Origin of the sequence: Actinoplanes siamensis (genome assembly GCF_016862395.1) — a bacterium.
GTDB lineage: Bacteria > Actinomycetota > Actinomycetes > Mycobacteriales > Micromonosporaceae > Actinoplanes > Actinoplanes siamensis.
This window is the reverse complement of sequence record NZ_BOMW01000081.1, coordinates 19,175-37,987: the sequence shown is the minus strand read 5'-3', so window position 1 is coordinate 37,987 and position 18,813 is coordinate 19,175. Positions and strand designations below refer to the sequence as shown.

Sequence of the window (18,813 nt, the reverse complement as noted above, 5' to 3'; positions counted from 1 at the left end):
CAGTTCCCACCACCGGCCCGCCGCCGGACTCCTCGGGGTCCGCCGGCGGGCCCTCTGTCGCCTCCGCCCCGGAGGTGTGTCGACGGCGGTGAGAGACCCTCCGGGGCCCCGCCGCCGGGCCCCGGCTGGCTGTCAAGGGTGTGTCAGGAGCCGTGAGGGACCCCCTGGAGACCAGCCGGCGCCCGGGCGCTGCCGGCGCCTGCGGCTTGCGGCGTGGGTCACGGGTTGGGGCGGACCCCGTGGTCGAGGACGCGGGCGGTGGCGAGGACCTCGGCGAAGGTGGACGGGGTGAGGTCGAGGCCGCCGGGGATCCAGGTGAGCGCGGGCCGGGTGGCGTCGGTGGCGGCGATCAGGATCTCGTCCGGGGTGAGGCCGGCCGCTCGCAGGGCCCGCAGTTCGCGCGGGTTGACGCCGGACGGGAGCGGGCCGTTGCCCAGGTCGGTGCCGTAGCGCACCTGGCCGCCGTGTCCGGCGAAGCGCCGCAGGTTGTCCAGCGCGACCTCCTGGGCCGGGGACGGTTCGCCGTACCCGTGGATGTCGAGCGTGCTGATCCAGGTCATCCGGGCGGCGCAGGCGCGTACCAGGTGGTCCGGCAGGGATTCCGTCCACGGGGTGTGCGCGAGCAGGTCGGCGCCGGCTTCCAGGGCGGCGGCCACGGTTCCCGGGCCCTCGGCGTGGACCACCACCGGCAGGTTGGCGGCGTGCGCGGCGCCGGTCAGGGCGCGGAACGTGGGTGGCGGCAGTGTCGGGCCGCCGGCGTGGGCGGTGACCTTGATCAGGGTGGCGCCGGCGGACCGGGCCTCGGCCACCGCGGCGCCGGCGTCGGCCGGCGAGGTGATTTCCCGGCAGCTGCCGGCCGGGGCCCACGCGCGGTCGCTCGGATAGCCGCCGGGAGCGATCAGAAACGGACCGGCATAGCGGATCAGCGGCAGCTGGGGTTCCGCGGGATCCGCGCCGTCGGAGAGCGGGCCGCAACGCGCGCCACCGACGGAGGCGGATGACGCGCCGGCGGCGGAGACGACCCCCGCGCCGGCGGCGCGGGCCGCGAGCTCGCGCAGGGTGGCCGGAACGCCGCCGAGGTCCCAGACCGCGGCTATCCCACCGGCCCGGACGGCGCCCAGGTCCACCAGCGCGGAGTGTACGTGCGCGTCGAGCAGCGCGGGCAGCAGCGTCCCCGGCAGCCGCCGGGTGGCGTCCCCGGGCGCCAGCTCGGCCGGCACCGGCTTGGCCACGCCGTCCACACCGACCCGCAGCGCCGCGCCGGTGCGCAGCCGCCCGCCCCACCAGATCGAGTCGGCCGCCAGCCAGCCGATGCGCCGGTCGGTACGGGGGTCCGGCACCTCGGTCACGGTGGGGCGGGGTTCGCCGGGGCGCGCGGCCCGGGCCGTACGCGAGAAGCACGAACCGCCGCCGCAGCCCGCGCCGCCGCAGGCGGACGGGGCCGAGTCGCAGGGCGGGGAGGAGGAAGTGGTCACTGGATCTTCTCGGCGAGGTCGCGAACGACGGACAGGCCCTGGTGGACCTCGGTGAAGCTGGTGCTCAGCGGCGCCGGGCCGATCCGCAGGCCGTCGGGCCGGCGGTAGTCCGGGATCACGCCGCTGTCCCACAACGGCTCAAGGAGCCGTTCGAAACCGGGCCGCCGCAGCGTGACGTGGCCGCCCCGGCGTCCGGCGGAGCGTGGGCTGACCACCTCGACCCCCAGCGGCGCCAGCCACTCGTCGGCCAGCTCCAGCACGAAGTCGGTGAGCAGCAGCGACTTGGCGCGGACCGCCTCGATGCCGGCCTCGGCGAGCAGGTCGAGGTTGGCGTGCAGCGGGACCATGGCCAGGATCGGCGGGGTGCCGCTGAGCAGCGCGCGGATGCCGGTGGCCGCCTCGTACCCCGGGCCCATCTCGAACGACGCCCGGTGGCCCATCCAGCCCTGGATCGGCTGGCGCAGCGAGTCCTGCAGCGACCGGCGCAGGTAGGCGAAGGCCGGCGCTCCGGGGCCGCCGTTGAGGTACTTGTACGAGCAGCCGACCGCGAGATCCACCCCCCAGTCGTCGAGCCGCACCGGAACCGAGCCCACCGAGTGGCACAGGTCCCACATGGTCAGCGCGCCGGCCTCGTGCGCGATCCGGTTGATCTCCGGCACGTCGGCGAGCCAGCCGGACCGGTAGGCGACGTGTGAGAAGAGCACCAGCGCGGTGTCCTCGTCGACCACCTCCCGGACCTGTTCGCCGGTGATCCCGCCGGCCGGGTCGGTGGTGATCCAGACCAGGGTCAGGTCACGCTCGGCGGCGATGCCCTCCAGCACGTACCTGTCGGTGGGGAAGTTGTCGGTGTCGAGGACCACCTTGCGCCGGCCCGGGCGGGCGTCGACCGCGGCTCGGGCCAACTTGTAGAGCAGGACCGTGGTGGAGTCGGCGACCACCGTCTGCCCGGCGGCCGCGCCCAGCGCCACCGCGCCGAGCCGGTCGCCGAGGGTCAGCGGCCACTCCAGCCAGCCGTCGGTCCAGCCGCGGATCAGCCGGTCGCCCCACTGGCCGCGGACGAAGTCGTCCATCAGGCGCGCGGTGGCCGCCAGCGGGCGGCCCAGCGAGTTGCCGTCGAGGTAGGCGATCACCGAGGGCGCCGGCAGGAACCTGTCCCGGAACTGCGCCAGCGGATCCGCGGCGTCCAGGGCGGCGGCCCGGGCGAGGAGGCTCAACGGGGGACTCCGATCTCGGTGCGTACGGCGTACAGCTCCGGGAAGAATGTCAGATCGAGCGCCGCCCGCAGGAACGCGACCCCGCTGGACCCGCCGGTCCCGCGTTTGAAGCCGATCGTCCGTTCCACCGTCTTGAGGTGCCGGAAGCGCCAGAGCTGGAAGTTCTCCTCCAGGTCGACGAGTTCCTCGCAGGTCTCGTAGGCTTCCCAGTGCTGCTCGGCCTGCTCGTAGATGTCCCGGAAGAGGGGGACCAGGCCGGGGTGGAACTCCCAGGCCTGCGTGACGTCGCGCTCCAGGATCGGAGGCGGCACCGGATGCCCGTGCCGGGCCAGGTATCGCAGGAACTCGTCGTAGACGCTGGGCGTGCCGAGCAGGTCGGCCAGCAGTTCCCGGGCGGCCGGCTGGTCGTCGAAGATCTGCAGCATCCGGCGGTCCTTGTTGCCGAGCAGGAACTCGACAGCGCGGTACTGGTAGGACTGGAAGCCCGAGGACGTGCCCAGGAAGCTGCGGAACTGGGCGTACTCGGTAGGGGTCAGGGTGGCCAGCACCGACCACTGCTCGGTCAGCGTCCGCTGGATGTGCTTGACCCGGGCCAGTCCCTTGAGCGCCGGTTTCAGCTCGTCCTTGGCCAGGTGGGCGAGCACCGCGCGCAGCTCGTGGATGATCAGTTTCAGCCACAGCTCGGACGTCTGATGCTGGAGGATGAAGAGCAGCTCGTCGTGGTGCTCCGGCGCGCTGACCGGGTGTTGCGCGTGGAGGATCTCGTCCAGGTGCAGGTACTCGCCGTACGAGAGGTTGACCTTGAAATCTCGGACGATCCCGTCCTCGATCGGCCTCGTTGCCGACATGGCTCACCTTCTTCCGTGACGCTTGAAGGAGATCACATCGGGCTGTGGTACACCCATCGGGCGTTGTGCCTGACGAACCTGCTCTTCTCGTCCAGCACGCCGGGTGTCCCGTTGTCCCGGAAGTGGGCCCGGAAGGTGACGGTGCCCTCGGCGTCGAAGAGCGTGCCGCCGGTGGTCTCCAGCACCTCCAGGCGCACCCACCGCATCCCGGGATCGCTCTGCAGGAGGGCGGGGCGGGTATCCGGGTGCCAGGTCCGCAGGATGTAGTCGGAGAGATCGAGGGCGAACGCGCTGAAGCGCGATCGCATCAGGGCCGGCGGGTTCTCCGCCGGCCTGCCGTCGTGCAGGGGTCCGCAACACCGGGCGTACGTCGGTGAGCCGCACGGGCACGCTCTCGCGCGGGGTGCTCGCTTGCCAGCCATGCCGGACAGTCTTCCTCAGCCGGCCTGCTGCTCCACCACGATCCCACTGATCACTTTCTGGCAGCGGTCCAGCTCCGCGATCAGGCCCTGCATCTCCTCGATCGCCTCGACCGCGTTCTGGGTGTCCGTCCGGATCCCGCCGACCTGGGTGCCGATCTCGTTGGTCGCGGTGGCGGTCTCGTTGGCCAGGTCCTTCACCTCGCTGGCCACCACGGCGAAGCCGCGTCCCGCCTCGCCGGCCCGGGCCGCCTCGATGGTCGCGTTGAGCGCCAGCAGGTTCGTCTGCTTGGCGATCGTCGCGATCAACTGGACCACTTTGCCGATCTCGGTGCTGCTCGCCTCCAGGCGCTGGATCACCTGTACCGCGGTCTCCGCGGCGTGCACCGCGGCCCGGGTGGCGGTGGCCATGTCGTTGCTGACGTTGGCCAACCGGTGCACCGAATCGCGCTGCCGGTCCTGGGCCGACCAGCTGTCGTTCTGATCCCAGTCGGTCATCTCGTGGTGATCCCTTTCTTACCGGTAGCTCACAACATCGCATCCGACGCACCCGTCGCGGGTCGTTTTGCGTGATCTCGCCGCGTTGCCGTGACGCAAGCGCGCGGAAGCCCGGTCAGCACGAAGCGCGACGACCGAACCGGGTAAGTTCAGGCCGCCTCTCACGCGGGGTGAGACATCCGGGGAACCCCGACGGGGGCGCCTGCAACGATCAGGCAAGCACTGTCATCGATTTCAAAGACGGCCGCAAGCCATGGTTCAGTTCTTGCAGTCCGCTGACGTAGGATTCCGGCGTGACCAAACGTCTTGCCGAGGTGGCGAAGAAGGCCGGGGTCAGCGAGGCGACCGTCAGCCGGGTGCTCAACGGGCGCGACGGCGTCTCCGAGGCTACCCGGGCGTCGGTTCTCACCGCCCTCGACGTCCTGGGCTACGAACGCCCCACCAAACTGCGCGGTGAGCGCGCGCGCCTGGTCGGCCTGGTGCTTCCCGAGCTGCAGAACCCGATCTTCCCGGCGCTGGCCGAGGTGGTGACCGCGTCGCTGGCCCAGCGCGGGTTCACGCCGGCGCTGTGCGCCCGGACCATCGGCGGCGTCCCCGAGTCGGACTACGTGGAGATGCTGCTCGACCACCAGGTCTCCGGCGTCATCTTCGCCGGCGGGTCGTACGCGCTGGCCGACGCCTCGCACGAGCACTACCGCCGGCTGACCGACCGCGGGCTGCCCGTGGTGCTGGTCAACGCGGGAGTCGACGAGCTCGGCTTCCCGCGGGTGTCGACGGACGACGCGGTCGCCGTCGAGCAGGCCTTCGGGCATCTGCGCTCGCTCGGCCACGAGCGGATCGGCATGGTGCTCGGCCCGGAGGGGCACATCCCGTCGCGGCGCAAGATGGCCGCGATGATCCAGGCCGCCGGGTGGGACGACGACGCCTGGGTGGAGCGCTCCAGCTTCTCGATGGAGGGTGCCCGCGTGGCCGCCGCCAAGCTGATCGAGCGCGGCGCCACAGGCATCATCTGCGCCAGCGACGTCCTGGCTCTGGGCGCGATCCGGGCCGCCCGCCGCCTGGGCCGTTCGGTGCCGGCCGACGTGTCGGTGGTCGGTTTCGACGACTCGGCGTTCATGACCTGCACCGACCCGCCGCTGACCACGGTCCGGCAGCCGATCGAGACGATGGGCCAGTCCGCGGTCGACATCCTGGTCAGCCAGATCGAGGAGGCCGGCGTGCTCCGCGACGAGCTGCTCTTCGAGCCGGAGCTGGTGGTCCGCGGCTCGACCGGGCCGGCGCCGCGGTAACCGCCGGGCAGCCCCCGGCCGCGACGAGCGGCCGGGGGCTTTTTCGTGTCCGGAGGGGGGCCGGTCAACATCTGCCACGCCGCTGTCGTGTCTTTTCAACACAAAATCGAAACCTTGCGGAAACGGGTCGTCCTCGCTACGGTGACTCCACTCACAGAGCTGACCACGGCGAGTGCCGGAGGTCCAGTTCCGAGATCACTCGCACATCGACGAACGTCCTGGATAACCGTTCCGAAGGGATGGACAGATGTCCGCACCGCAGTACCGGAGGGTCGCGGCGTTCGCGCTCGCGGCCGGCCTGGGACTCAGCCTCGCGGCGTGCTCCACGAAGAGCGACGCCGACGGCACCGGCGCCGACGGCAAGGTCACCATCACCGTCGACTGCATGCCGGTGGGTACCGAGAAGGAGCTGCTGGCGAACTGGAACGCGGACGTCGCCGCGTTCGAGAAGGACAACCCCGACATCACGATCAAGAGCGTCAGCGTCGGCACCCAGTGCAACAACCCGCCGGACTTCACCGCCCGGCTGGCCGGCGGCACCACCACAGACGTCTTCTACGGCTACATGACCGACCTGCAGCGGGTGCTGGACTCCGGCCAGGCGATGGACATCACCCCGTTCCTGACCGACGAGAACGTCCCCACCTGGAAGGACGTCGACCCGGCGCTCAAGCAGGTGTTCACCGAGGGCGGCAAGACCTACGCCCTGCCGGTCAAGAACTACTCGATGGGCCTGGTCTACAACAAGGTGCTCTTCGCCAAGGCCGGTCTCGACCCGGCGAACCCGCCGAAGACCTGGGCCGAGGTCCGCGCCGCGGCCAAGAAGATCGCCGCCGCCGACAAGAGCGCCGCCGGGTACGCCGAGTACAGCGCCGGCAACACCGGTGGCTGGCACTTCACCGCCGAGATCTACTCGCAGGGCGGCCAGGTCCTCTCCGCGGACGGCAAGAGGGCCGACTTCAACAACGCCCAGGGCAAGCAGGTCCTGCAGAACCTCAAGGACATGCGGTACGGGGACAACTCGATGGGCTCGCGTCAACTGCTGCAGTGGGGCGACCTGCTGACCAACGCGGCGGCCGGCAAGGTGGGCATGTTCGTCGGCGCCCCGGACACCACCCAGGCGATCGTCTCCCAGTTCAAGGGCAAGTACGACGACTGGGCCGTGGCGCCGCTGCCCGGCCAGGACGGCCTGGCGAAGGCCACCCTCGGCGGCGGCGACGGCTACTTCTTCAAGAAGGGCCTGACCGACGCGCAGGTCGAAGCCGGCCTGAAGTGGGTCGCCTACCAGAAGCTGACGGTCGGCAAGGGCCAGTTCGACTACGTCCGGGCCAAGCCGCAGAACTACCCGGTCGGTGTGCCGCAGCCGCTGCTGTTCGCCAAGGACAGCCCGACCGCCAAGGCCGAGTTCGAGCTGCGCAAGGCGAACGCGAACGTGGACCCGTCGATCTACTCGCTGTTCGAGGCCCAGCAGCTGCCGATCAAGGGCGAGCCCGCCAACGCCCAGGCGGTCTACGCGGTGCTCGACTCGGCGATGTCGGGTGTCCTGACCGACCCGAACGCCGACATCGACGCGCTGCTCAAGACCGCCGAGGAGAAGGTCAACCAGTTGCTGGCCGCCGGCAGCTGATCCCGCGAGGAGTGCGGGCCGGCCGTGACCGGCCCGCACCCGTCCGACTCACCGCAGGAGTTTTCCGTTGGCGACCATGACCGCCCCGGGCACGACCGAACAGTTGACTCGCAGCGCGTCGGCGTCCCGGACCAGCGCGCGCCGCAGCCGCAAGATCCGTGACCACATCACCGGGCACGCCTTCCTGATCGGCGCGGTTCTCTGCTTCACGCTGTTCACCTGGTACCCGATGATCCGCGGGATCGTGATGAGCTTCCAGAGGACCAGGCGCGGCGAGACCACCTGGGTCGGCTGGGACAACTACACCCGGATCCTCGCCGATCCGAGCTTCTGGCCGGCCTGGCGGAACACCGTCTACTTCACCCTGCTGGCGCTGGTCATCGGGTACGCGGTGCCGTTCTTCGTGGCGATCCTGCTCAACGAGTTGCGCCACGCCAAGGGTTACCTGCGCGTCCTGGTCTACCTGCCGGTGATGCTGCCGCCGGCCTCCGCGCTCTTCCTCTTCAAGTTCTACGCGTACGACCCGAGCGACGCCGGCCTGTTCAACGCGATCCTGAAGTTCCTGCACCTGCCCACCTCGCAGTGGATGCAGTCGGCCGGCGCCACGATGCCGGCCATGGTGATCGCCTCGACCTGGATGAACATGGGCAGCGCCGTGCTGATCTACCTGGCCTCGCTGCAGAACATCCCGGGCGAGCTGTACGAGGCGGCCGAACTGGACGGCGCCGGGCTCTGGCGGCGGATCTGGAACGTGACCATCCCGCAGACCAGGCTGATCCTGGGGCTGCTGGCGATGATGCAGATCGTCGCCACCATGCAGGTCTTCGTCGAGCCGCTGATCCTGGCCAACGGCGCCGGCACCCAGGACTCCGCGACCACCGTGGCGTACCTGATCTATCAGCACGGCTTCTTCCAGAACGACCTCAACGGCGCTGCGGCCCTCGGCGTGATCATGCTGGTGGTCCTGGCCGCCTTCTCGGCGTTCTACCTGCGGCTCACCACGAAGAACGACTAGGACTGACGATGGCACAGGATTCCAGCACCCGCACGCTCGTCTCGCAGGCGCAGCTCTCCCGCGGCAAGGGCCGGTACGTCTACTGGACGCTGCTGGGGCTCGTCGTCCTCGGCTTCACGCTGGTCTTCATCGGGCCGCTGTACTGGATGGTCACCGGCGCGCTCAAGTCCGGCACCGAGATCGCGCAGACGCCGCCCACGCTGTTCCCGGAGAACCCGGAGACCGGCAACTACGTCAACGCGTGGCACAACCTCGACCTGGCGAAGCTGTTGTTCAACACGTTCTACTACGCGGCCGGTGCGGTGCTGTTCCAGCTGGTCCTGGACACCGCCGCGGCGTACGCCCTGTCCAAGCTGCGCCCGATCCTGGGCAACGTGATCCTCGGCGCGATGCTGGCGACCCTGATGATCCCGGCGATCGTGCTGGTCGTCCCGCAGTACGTGACCGTGATCGACCTGCCGTTCGCGCACCTCGACATGCTCGACTCGCCGTTCGCGATCTGGCTGCCGCTGGTCGCCAACGCCTTCAACGTCTTCCTGTTGAAGCGGTTCTTCGACTCGATCCCGGAGGACCTGCTGGCGGCGGCGCACGTGGACGGCGCGGGCCCGTTCCGCACCCTCTGGTCGATCATCCTGCCGATGTCGCGGCCGATCCTCGGCGTGGTCTCGATCTTCGCGGTGACGTACGTCTGGAAGGACTTCCTCTGGCCGAAGCTGGTCATGCCGTCGCCGGAGACGCGTACCGTCAGCGTCGGCATCTACGCCTTCTCCGGCGGCACCGCGATGAACGAGATCGTCGCCGCCTCGGTCATCGCCGCGGTCCCGACCGTGATCATCTTCCTGATCTTCCAGCGGAACATCATGTCCGGCCTGACCACGGGCAGCTTGAAGGGCTGAGCGGGCCGCCCCGGGCGGCCTCAGCCGATAGAAGCGCAAAATGCTGCAATAATACGCAGAAAGCGAGTTTTCGTGTCCGCAAAAGACAGTGCGTGGTGGTGCGACGCGGTCATCTACCAGGTGTATCCCCGGAGCTACGCCGACTCCGACGGCGACGGCGTCGGCGACATCGACGGCATCCGGGCGCACCTGGGCCACCTCCGCGACCTCGGGGTGGACGCGATCTGGATGAGCCCGTGGTACCCGTCGCCGATGGCGGACGCCGGCTACGACGTCGCGGACTTCCGCGACATCGACCCGGTCTTCGGCACCCTGGCCGCCGCCGAGGCGCTGATCACCGAGGCGCACCAGGCCGGGATCAAGATCATCGTCGACATCGTGCCGAACCACGTCTCCTCCGAGCACCCGTGGTTCCAGGCCGCGATCGCCTCGCCGGACGCCCCGGAGCGGGACTACTTCTGGTTCCGGCCGGCCTCCGAGCGCATGCCCACCGCCTGGACCGGCGAGTTCGGCGGCACGACCTGGTCCAAGGCGCCGGACGGCTCCTGGTACCTGCACCTGTTCACCCCGCAGCAGCCGGACCTGAACTGGGAGCATCCGGACGTCCGGGCCGAGTTCGAGGACATCCTGCGGTTCTGGTTCGACCGCGGCGCCGACGGCATCCGGATCGACTCGGCCGCGCTGCTCTTCAAGGACAAGGACCTTCCGGAGGTACGCGACGGGGAACCGCACCCGTTCCGCGACCTGGACGCCGTGCACGACGTCTACCGGGCCTGGCGCCGGGTCGCCGACGAGTACCCGGACCGGGCGCTGATCGGCGAGGTGTGGATGCCGGAGGTGGACCGCTTCACCAACTATCTGCGGCCGGACGAGCTGCACGCGGCGTTCAACTTCGACTTCCTCGGGTGCGCGTGGGATCCGTACCTCATGCGGGCCTGCATCGACCGCACGCTGGACGCCCACGCCGGAGTCGGCGCGCCGCCCACCTGGGTGCTGTCGAACCACGACGTCACCCGGCACGTGACCCGCTACGGGCGTACCGACACCACCTTCAGCTTCGGGAACAACCTCGACGGCACCCCTGTCGACCTTGAGCTGGGCACCCGGCGGGCGCGGGCGGCCGCCCTGCTGTCCCTCTCGCTGCCCGGCGCCACCTACGTCTACCAGGGCGAGGAGCTCGGTCTCTGGGAGAACGAGAACATCGCCGAGGACCAGATGCAGGATCCGATGTACGCCCGGCGCGGGCACAGCCGGGACGGCTGCCGGGTGCCGCTGCCCTGGTCGGGCGACGAACCGCCGTACGGCTTCAGCACCGCCACGCCCTGGCTGCCGCAGCCCGCGGAGTGGAAGGACCGGACCGTCCAGGCGCAGACCGGCGACCCGAACTCGATGCTGGAGCTGTACCGCGCCGCGATCAGGCTCCGCCGCTCGCAGGGCGCCGGGTTCGCCTGGCTGGACCGGGGCGCCGAGGTGCTCGCCTACACGCGCGGCCCGCGGTTCGCCTGCGTGCTCAACCTCTCCGGCGCGCCCGTCCCGCTGCCGGAACACAAGACCTGCCTGCTCGCCAGCGGCCCGCTCGACGGTGACCTCCTCCCCCGGGACACCGCGGTCTGGCTGCGCCTCTAGGGAACGGGCGCCTCCGGTTCCACCGCCGGGGCGCCCACGGGCAGACAAGGAACACCGGGGGCTGGCCACACCAAGGAAGGGACCCATGGCCAACCGCACCGCCCCACTCGCAGCAGTCGCCGCCGTCCTCGCGGCCGCTGTCACCACGGTGATCTGGCAGTCACCTCCGGCGCAGGCCGCCGGGCTGTCCCCGTTCGACGTCGCCGGCCGCGGCGCCACCGTGCCGTTCACCGAGATCGAGGCCGAGAGGGCCACCACCAACGGCACCTCGACCGGCACCGACCGCACCTACGGCACGCTCTCCTCGGAAGCCTCCGGGCGGGAGGCGATCACCCTCGACGCCGCGGGTGAGTACGTCGAGTTCACCCTCACCAAGCCGGCCAACGCGGTGACGTTCCGGTACAGCGTGCCGGACGGCCGCACCGCCTCCCTGGACCTGCGCACCGGCTCCACGTTCCTCAGAACGGTACCGGTGACCTCGAAGTACGCCTGGTACTACGGCTACTACCCGTTCACCAACAACCCCGGCGACGGGCGCCCGCACCACTTCTACGACGAGGCCCGGGCGCTGTTCGGGACCACGTACCCGGCCGGCACGAAGATCCGGATCCAGGTCTCGTCGACCGCGCAGTCGCCCAGCTTCACGATCGACCTGGCCGACTTCGAGAACGTGCCGGGCCCGATCGGTCGGCCGTCCGGCGCGATCGACGTGGTGGCCGACTACGGCGCCGACCCGACGGGCGCCACCGACTCCACAGCCAAGTTCCAGGCCGCGGTGAACGCCGGCGCCTCCTCCGGCCGGGTCGTCTACGTCCCGCCGGGCACCTTCACGCTGTACAGCCACGTGATCGTGGACCGGGTCACGCTGGCCGGGGCCGGACCCTGGCACACCGTGCTCGGCGGCCGGCACCCCACCCAGCGTGACCAGGCGGCCGGCATCTACGGCAAGTACAACGGCCAGGGCGGGCCCAGCCAGAACGTCGTGGTCAAGGACCTGGCGATCATCGGCGACATCGCGGAGCGGGTCGACGAGCACCAGGTCAACGCGTTCGGCGGGGCGATGTCGAACTCGACGATCGACAACGTCTGGATGCAGCACACCAAGGTCGGCGCCTGGATGGACGGGCCGATGGACCGGTTCACCATCCGGAACAGCCGGATCCTGGACCAGACCGCGGACGGCGTGAACTTCCACATCGGTGTCACCAACTCCACGGTGACCAACACGTTCGTCCGCAACACCGGCGACGACGGCCTGGCCATGTGGGCGGAGAACACCCCGAACGTGGGCAACTCGTTCACCCGCAACACGGTGGTCGCGCCGATCCTGGCCAACAACATCGTCAGCTACGGCGGCCGGGACATCACCATCAGCGACAACGTGATGGCCGAGACGGTCACCAACGGCGGCGGCCTGCACGTGGCGAACCGCTACCCGGGCGTCACCGGGCCGACCGCGGTGGCCGGCACCTGGACGCTGGCCCGCAACACGCTGATCCGGACCGGCAACTCCGACTACAACTGGAACTTCGGGATCGGCGCGCTGTGGTTCTGGCCGGACCAGGGCGCGATCACCGGGGCGACGATCAACGTCACCGACACCGACATCCTGGACAGCTCGTACTCGGCGATCCAGTGGATCGGCAACAGCACCAGCGGGCTGAACCTGACGAACGTGACCATCGCCGGGGCCGGCACGTTCGCGCTGCAGGCGCAGGCCCCGGCGACGGCGCGGTTCACCAACGTCCGGGCGACCGGGATCGCGCAGAACCCGCCGACCTACAACTGCACGGGCTCCGGGCTGGCCATCACCGACGGTGGCGGCAACTCCGGGTGGCAGACGCCGACGCCGTACTGCGGCCCGTGGCCGGCCCCCCAGTGGGGCAACACCACCACGACCCCGTCCACCCCGTCCACCCCGCCCGGCACGCCGCCGGCCGGGAATCTCGCGGCCGGGCGGACCGCCACGGCGACCGGCCAGGCCGACGTCTACGGCCCGGGCAACGCCACCGACGGCAACGCGAACACCTACTGGGAGAGCACGAACAACGCGTTCCCCCAGTCGATCACCGTCGACCTGGGCCAGAGCCGGTCACTGGCCCGGCTCGTGCTCAAGCTCCCGCCGGCCACCGCCTGGGCCACCCGCACCCAGACGCTGTCCGTCCTGGGCAGCACCGACGGGTCCAGCTACAGCACGGTCAAGGCGAGCGCCGGCTACACGTTCAACCCGGCCGGCGGCAACACCGTCACCATCCCGGTCGCCACCACCCAGCGCTACCTGCGACTCACCTTCACGGGGAACACCGGCTGGCCGGCGGGCCAGCTCTCCGAGTTCGAGGCGTACGCCTCCTGAGACCCCGGCGGGCGGCTGTCCACCGATGCCGCCCGCCGGTCCCCGCAACACCTCTCACGGAAGAAAGGTGCGCTCCCGCATGTCCAGATTCAGGCTCCTGGCCGCCGCGGCGGCTGCGAGCGTGGTCGCAGCGCTCGTCCACGCCCCCGCGGCGCTGGCCGCCGGACCCAACCTGGCGGCCGGCAAGACCTTCAGCGCCAGCAGCTACACAGACGTCTACCCGGCCGGCAACGCCGGTGACGGCAACCCGAACACCTACTGGGAGAGCGGCAACAACGCCTTCCCGCAGTGGCTGCAGGTCGACCTCGGCACCGCCACGCAGGTCAACCAGGCCGTCCTCAAGCTTCCGCCGGCCACCGCCTGGAACACCCGCACCGAGACGCTGTCCATTCAGGGCAGCACGAACGGCAGCTCGTTCAGCGATCTCAAGGCGAGCGCCGGGTACACGTTCAACCCGTCCTCGGGCAACACCGTCACCGTCGACTTCACCGCCGCCGCCGCGCGCTTCGTCCGGCTGAGCTTCACCGGCAACACCGCCTGGCCCGCCGGCCAGCTCTCCGAGCTGGAGCTCTACGGCCCGGTCAGCGGCGACAGCCAGGCGCCCAGCGCGCCCGGCAACCTGACCTGGACCCAGCCGGCGAGCGGTCAGATCCGGCTCACCTGGAACGCCTCGTCGGACAACGTCGGCGTGACCGGTTACGACGTCTACGCCAACGGCCAGCTCCGCACGTCGGTGGCCGGCAACGTGCTGACCTGGACCGACAGTCAGCCCGACTCGGCGACCGTGTCCTACTACGTGCGGGCCAGGGACGCGGCCGGCAACGTCTCCGGCAACAGCAACACGGTGACCCGGACCGGGGCGACAGGCGACTCCCAGGCGCCGACCACGCCGGGGACCCTGTCCTACACCACGCCGGCGAGCGGGCAGATCCGGCTGAGCTGGGGCGCGTCGACCGACAACGTGGCCGTGACCGGCTACCACGTGTACGTCAACGGGACCCTGAAGACCACCGTCACCGGGACCACGTACACCGACAGCCAGCCGGACACCGCGACCGTCTCCTACTACGTCAAGGCGCGGGACGCGGCGGGCAACGAGTCGGCGGCCAGCAACACGGTGACCCGGACCGGCAACCCGGGGACCGGCACGAACCTCGCGGTCGGCAAGCCGATCGAGGCGTCGTCGACGGTGTTCACGTTCGTGGCCGCCAACGCGAACGACAACGACACCGCCACCTACTGGGAGGGCGGCGCCTACCCGGCGAACCTGACGGTCAAGCTGGGCGCCAACGCGTCAGTCTCGTCCGTGGTGGTGAAGCTGAACCCCGGCTCCGACTGGGGCACCCGGCAGCAGACGTTCGCGGTGCTCGGCCGGGAGCAGTCCGCGTCGGCGTACACCACGATCGTGGGCTCCGCGACGTACACCTTCAATCCCGCCACGCAGAACACCGTGACCATCCCGGTCTCGGCGACCACGGCGGACGTCCGCCTGTCCTTCACCGCGAACACCGCAGCGCCCAGCGGCCAGGTCGCGGAGCTGCAGGTGATCGGCACGGCCGCGCCGAACCCGGACCTCACCGTCACCGGTCTGTCCTTCTCCCCGGCGTCCCCGGTGGAGACCGACGCGATCACGCTGTCCGGCACGGTGCGCAACGCGGGCACGGCCGCCTCGCCGGCCTCTTCGATCAACTTCTACCTGGGTACGGCGAAGGCCGGCACCGCCACGGTAGGCGCCCTCGCCGCCGGGGCCAGCACGACCGTCACCGCCTCGATCGGCGCCCGGGACGCCGGAACCTATGCGCTCTCGGCCAAGGTCGACGAGGCGGACACGGTCATCGAGACCAACGACGCGAACAACTCCTACACCAACCCCACCAACCTGGTCGTCGCGCCGGTCAGCAGCTCCGATCTGGTCGCCTCGGCGGTCTCCTGGTCGCCCGGCAACCCGTCGGCCGGCCAGACGGTCAGCTTCTCGGCGACTTTGAAGAACCAGGGCACCGCGGCCACCGGCAGCGGGGCGCACACCGTCACGGTCACCGTGCTGAACGGCTCGGCCACGGTCCGGACGTTCACCGGGTCGTACACCGGCACGCTGGCCGCCGGCGCCTCCTCGCCGCCGATCGGCCTGGGCACCTGGACCGCGGTGAACGGCAAGTACACGGTCCGCACGGTGGTCGCCGTCGACAGCAACGAGCTGCCGGTCAAGCAGGCCAACAACACCAGTGAGAAGCCGTTCTTCGTGGGCCGCGGCGCGAACATGCCGTACGACATGTACGAGGCCGAGGACGGAACGACAGGCGGCGGCGCGGCGGTCGTCGGGCCCAACCGCACGGTCGGTGACCTGGCCGGCGAGGCGTCCGGGCGCAAGGCCGTCACGCTCAACCAGACCGGCGCGTACGTCCAGTGGACCACCCGCAACCCGACCAACACGGTCGTCGCGCGGTTCTCCATTCCGGACGGCACGACCAGCTCGATAAACGTGTACGTCAACGGGTCGCTGAACAAGACCCTGCCGCTCACCTCCAGGTACGCCTGGCTCTACGGCAACGAGACCGCGCCGCAGAACTCCGGCACCGGCCCGCGGCACATCTACGACGAGGCGAACATCCTGCTGAGCGGCTCGTTCCCGGCCGGCAGCACGATCAAGCTGCAGAAGGACGCGGTGAACAGCGGCGCCATCGCGATCGACTTCATCAACCTGGAACAGGTGACCGCGCTGGGCAACCCGGACGCCTCCAGGTACGTCGTCCCCACCGGATTCGACCAGCAGTCGGTGCAGAACGCCCTGGACGTGGCCCGCCAGGACAACACCAAGATCGGCGTCTACCTGCCGGCCGGTGACTACCAGACCTCGAACAAGTTCCAGGTGTACGGCAAGGCCGTGCGCGTCGTCGGCGCCGGTCCCTGGTTCACCCGCTTCCACACCCCGCAGACCCAGACCGAGACGGACGCCGGCTTCCGCGCCGACGCCACGGCCAACGGCTCCACGTTCGCCAACTTCTCGTTCTGGGGCAACTACACGATCCGGATCGACGGGCCGGGCAAGGTGTTCGACTTCGCGAACGTCTCCGGCATCACCATCGACAACATCTGGGCCGAGCACGTCGTCTGCCTCTACTGGGGCGCGAACACCGACAACATGGTGATCAAGAACTCGCGCATCCGGAACACCTTCGCCGATGGCGTGAACATGACCAACGGCAGCACCGGCAACCTGGTCGACAACAACGACGCCCGGGCCACCGGGGACGACTCGTTCGCGCTGTTCTCGGCGATCGACGCGGGCGGGTCGGACGAGATCGACAACACCTACTCGAACCTGACGACGACGCTGACCTGGCGGGCCGCCGGCATCGCGGTCTACGGCGGGTACGCCAACACGTTCAAGAACATCTACATCGCGGACACCCTCGTCTACTCCGGCATCACGATCAGCTCGCTGGACTTCGGGTACCCGATGAACGGCTTCGGCGCCAACCCGCCCACCGTGTTCGACAACATCTCGATCGTCCGGGCCGGCGGCCACTTCTGGGGCGCGCAGGTCTTCCCGGCGATCTGGATGTTCAGCGCGTCGAAGGTCTTCCAGGGCATCCGGGTGAGCAACGTCGACATCGTCGACCCCACCTACTCCGGCATCATGTTCCAGACCCAGTACATCGGCGGCCAGCCGGTGAACCCGATCAAGGACTCGGTCTTCACCAACGTCACCATCACGGGCGCGCAGCGCAGTGGTGACGCCTACGACGCCAAGTCCGGTTACGGCATCTGGGCCAACCCGCTGCCGGAGGCCGGGCAGGGGCCGGCGGTCGGGTCGGCCACCTTCACCAACCTCACCCTCGCCAACAACTACCGCGACATCGAGAACCCGACCAGCACCTTCACCATCATCCGCAACTGACCTCCGTCGGGGGCAGGCCGTCGCCGGGCCGACTTCCGGCCGCCGCCGGCCTCCGCCGGCGGCGGCCCACCGGCGAACCCGTGCCCGCGTCCACAACCGGACGCGGGCACACTTTTCCGACTGCCGACTGCCGACTGCCGACTGCCGACTGCCGACTGCGTACAGCGCAAACGTGACTGTGTGACTCGGACGGCGGCGCGCGTCGCGGCTTGCGCTGTTCATGGCGCTCCGCCGCCGCCACACCAGACCGCAGCGCGCCGCGGGCGCCCGGTTCGCGTTCGGGGGTGTCTCGAAGCCCAGGAGCACCCCCGAGGACCGGCCGGGAGCGTGCGGCGCGTGGCGGCCCGGGTGGGGTGCGTTCTGCCGTGGACCGGCCGGGAGCGTGCGGCGCGCCGGCTGGGATGCGGCCTCACGTGCGGGGTACCGGGTAACGCCGACTCGATGGGCGGCATGTGGGCCCGCGGCCGAGCGCGGGTGCGCCGGGCGGCCACGGGCCGGTGTCCGAGTCGGGCGTGAGTCAGGTGGGGGCGGCGCCTGGGGCGTACCCCCAGTTTTGATTCAGAGGGTGATGGACCGGCCGGTGCTGGCGCTGACCCGGGCCGCGTCCAGGACCTCCATGGCGCGGACCGTGTCCCACGGGTCGACCGGCAGCGGGCCGTTGCCCAGGACCGCGTCGGCGAAGGCGGGGTAGAACGAGTCCCAGCGGCCGCGGCAGCTCTCCACCGGCGCGCCGGTGGCGCCCCGCCACAGGTGGCCCCAGCGGTGCTCGTGCTCGACGCCCCAGCGGTCGCCCAGCTTGGCCGGGGTCTTGCCGGCCTTGAGCTGCTCCTCCTGGCAGTCCAACTCGGCGGAGATGAACGTGCCGGCGGTGCCGGTGACCCGGAAGCGCGGGCCGGGGCCGGCCTGGCGCCAGCTGCCCCACAGGTGCGACTCGACCCCGCTGAGGTGGTGGAGGGCCAGGAAGAAGTCGTCGTCCAGCTCGGAGTCGCCGCGCATCTCGGCGTACACCCGCTGGGCCGGGCCGTGCAGCTGCAGGGCCTGGTCGACCAGGTGCGAGCCGAAGTCGAGCAGGGTGCCGCCGCCGGCCGCCGGAGGCAGACGGTCCGGCGCCCAGCGCTCCATACGGGACTCGAAGCGGCGGATCGTGCCGAGCGAACCCTTTTCGATCAGCTTGCGGATCGTCAGGAAGTCCGAGTCCCACCGACGGTTCTGGTAGACGGTCAGCGGGACGTCGGCCGCCTCAGCGGTCTTGACCAGCTCGCGGGCGGTCGGCGCGTCCAGCGCGAACGGCTTGTCGACGACCACGGCCAGACCCAGCCGGACGGCCTCGCGGGCCAGGTCGGCGTGCGTCGAGGCGGGCGTGGAGATGGCCACCGCGCGCACCCCGTCGGCGGCCAGCGCGGCGATGGAGTCATACGCCGTGACGCCCGGGAGCTGCTCGGCGATCTGCTTGCGGCGCTCCTCGGAGGTGGTGACGACACCGGCGAACTCGATGTTCGGGGCGGAGGCGATCAGCGGGGCGTGGAAGATCCGCCCGCCGCTGCCGTACCCCACCAACCCGAACCGCACCTGCTCGATCATGCCGGAAGTTTTTCACATCGATTGCCGCACCGTTACGGGCCCATCGGCCAGTTACTTGTGATAACGGCCGCATG

13 protein-coding genes are annotated in these 18,813 nt (G+C 70.3%); 7 read left to right on the top strand and 6 right to left on the bottom strand.

Annotated features, from left to right (window positions below; genetic code table 11):
- Nucleotides 1–218 precede the first annotated feature (218 nt).
- The 5 genes from Asi03nite_RS34165 to Asi03nite_RS34145 all read right to left on the bottom strand — a co-directional run bounded on the left by Asi03nite_RS34165 (nt 219) and on the right by Asi03nite_RS34145 (nt 4,454).
- Nucleotides 219–1,475 carry an amidohydrolase family protein gene (locus Asi03nite_RS34165; RefSeq protein WP_239103128.1) on the bottom strand — a complete coding sequence of 419 codons (1,257 nt, stop codon included), beginning with the start codon at nt 1,473–1,475 and terminating at the stop codon, nt 219–221.
- Nucleotides 1,472–2,689 (bottom strand): kynureninase, encoded by a 1,218-nt coding sequence (gene kynU, locus Asi03nite_RS34160; protein WP_203684648.1) that lies wholly within the window; start codon nt 2,687–2,689, stop codon nt 1,472–1,474. The genes Asi03nite_RS34165 and kynU overlap by 4 nt, the downstream gene beginning before the upstream one ends.
- A complete protein-coding gene (locus Asi03nite_RS34155) occupies nt 2,686–3,537 on the bottom strand; it encodes a tryptophan 2,3-dioxygenase (protein WP_203684647.1) in 852 nt (283 codons plus the stop codon). The genes kynU and Asi03nite_RS34155 overlap by 4 nt, the downstream gene beginning before the upstream one ends.
- Nucleotides 3,538–3,569: 32 nt before the next feature.
- Nucleotides 3,570–3,845, bottom strand: a complete 276-nt coding sequence (locus tag Asi03nite_RS34150; protein ID WP_307834055.1) for a YchJ family protein — start codon at nt 3,843–3,845, stop codon at nt 3,570–3,572.
- 129 nt (nt 3,846–3,974) lie between these two features.
- A complete protein-coding gene (locus Asi03nite_RS34145; RefSeq protein ID WP_203684645.1) occupies nt 3,975–4,454 on the bottom strand; it encodes a methyl-accepting chemotaxis protein in 480 nt (159 codons plus the stop codon).
- 293 nt (nt 4,455–4,747) lie between these two features.
- On the opposite strand from Asi03nite_RS34145, the gene Asi03nite_RS34140 reads away from it, so the two are divergent.
- The 7 genes from Asi03nite_RS34140 (at nt 4,748) to Asi03nite_RS34110 (ending at nt 17,158) form a co-directional block, all read left to right on the top strand.
- On the top strand, nt 4,748–5,743 hold the full coding sequence (locus tag Asi03nite_RS34140; RefSeq protein ID WP_203684644.1) for a LacI family DNA-binding transcriptional regulator: 996 nt from the start codon (nt 4,748–4,750) through the stop codon (nt 5,741–5,743).
- A 247-nt stretch (nt 5,744–5,990) separates the two neighbouring features.
- Nucleotides 5,991–7,370 (top strand): ABC transporter substrate-binding protein, encoded by a 1,380-nt coding sequence (locus Asi03nite_RS34135; protein ID WP_203684643.1) that lies wholly within the window; start codon nt 5,991–5,993, stop codon nt 7,368–7,370.
- A 67-nt stretch (nt 7,371–7,437) separates the two neighbouring features.
- Entirely contained in the window at nt 7,438–8,385 is a 948-nt protein-coding gene (locus Asi03nite_RS34130; RefSeq protein WP_239103127.1) for a carbohydrate ABC transporter permease, read from the top strand.
- 8 nt (nt 8,386–8,393) lie between these two features.
- Nucleotides 8,394–9,281 (top strand): carbohydrate ABC transporter permease, encoded by an 888-nt coding sequence (locus Asi03nite_RS34125; RefSeq protein ID WP_203684642.1) that lies wholly within the window; start codon nt 8,394–8,396, stop codon nt 9,279–9,281.
- A 72-nt stretch (nt 9,282–9,353) separates the two neighbouring features.
- Nucleotides 9,354–10,907: a glycoside hydrolase family 13 protein gene (locus Asi03nite_RS34120; protein WP_203684641.1), complete on the top strand. Its 1,554-nt coding sequence runs from the start codon at nt 9,354–9,356 to the stop codon at nt 10,905–10,907.
- An 85-nt stretch (nt 10,908–10,992) separates the two neighbouring features.
- Nucleotides 10,993–13,260 (top strand): galactose-binding domain-containing protein, encoded by a 2,268-nt coding sequence (locus Asi03nite_RS34115; protein WP_203684640.1) that lies wholly within the window; start codon nt 10,993–10,995, stop codon nt 13,258–13,260.
- Nucleotides 13,261–13,339: 79 nt separating this feature from the next.
- On the top strand, nt 13,340–17,158 hold the full coding sequence (locus tag Asi03nite_RS34110; protein WP_239103126.1) for a discoidin domain-containing protein: 3,819 nt from the start codon (nt 13,340–13,342) through the stop codon (nt 17,156–17,158).
- A 558-nt stretch (nt 17,159–17,716) separates the two neighbouring features.
- Here the strand turns inward: Asi03nite_RS34110 and Asi03nite_RS34105 are convergent.
- A complete protein-coding gene (locus Asi03nite_RS34105; protein ID WP_203684639.1) occupies nt 17,717–18,739 on the bottom strand; it encodes a Gfo/Idh/MocA family protein in 1,023 nt (340 codons plus the stop codon).
- Nucleotides 18,740–18,813 lie beyond the last annotated feature (74 nt).

Bases quoted from the DNA above. Each gene is read 5' to 3' on its own strand.
- Asi03nite_RS34145 (WP_203684645.1), bottom strand. From the start codon at position 4,454: ATGACCGACTGGGATCAGAACGACAGCTGGTCGGCCCAGGACCGGCAG.
- Asi03nite_RS34115 (WP_203684640.1), top strand. From the start codon at position 10,993: ATGGCCAACCGCACCGCCCCACTCGCAGCAGTCGCCGCCGTCCTCGCG.
- Asi03nite_RS34135 (WP_203684643.1), top strand. From the start codon at position 5,991: ATGTCCGCACCGCAGTACCGGAGGGTCGCGGCGTTCGCGCTCGCGGCC.
- Asi03nite_RS34110 (WP_239103126.1), top strand. From the start codon at position 13,340: ATGTCCAGATTCAGGCTCCTGGCCGCCGCGGCGGCTGCGAGCGTGGTC.
- Asi03nite_RS34150 (WP_307834055.1), bottom strand. From the start codon at position 3,845: ATGCGATCGCGCTTCAGCGCGTTCGCCCTCGATCTCTCCGACTACATC.
- Asi03nite_RS34105 (WP_203684639.1), bottom strand. From the start codon at position 18,739: ATGATCGAGCAGGTGCGGTTCGGGTTGGTGGGGTACGGCAGCGGCGGG.
- Asi03nite_RS34155 (WP_203684647.1), bottom strand. From the start codon at position 3,537: ATGTCGGCAACGAGGCCGATCGAGGACGGGATCGTCCGAGATTTCAAG.
- Asi03nite_RS34125 (WP_203684642.1), top strand. From the start codon at position 8,394: ATGGCACAGGATTCCAGCACCCGCACGCTCGTCTCGCAGGCGCAGCTC.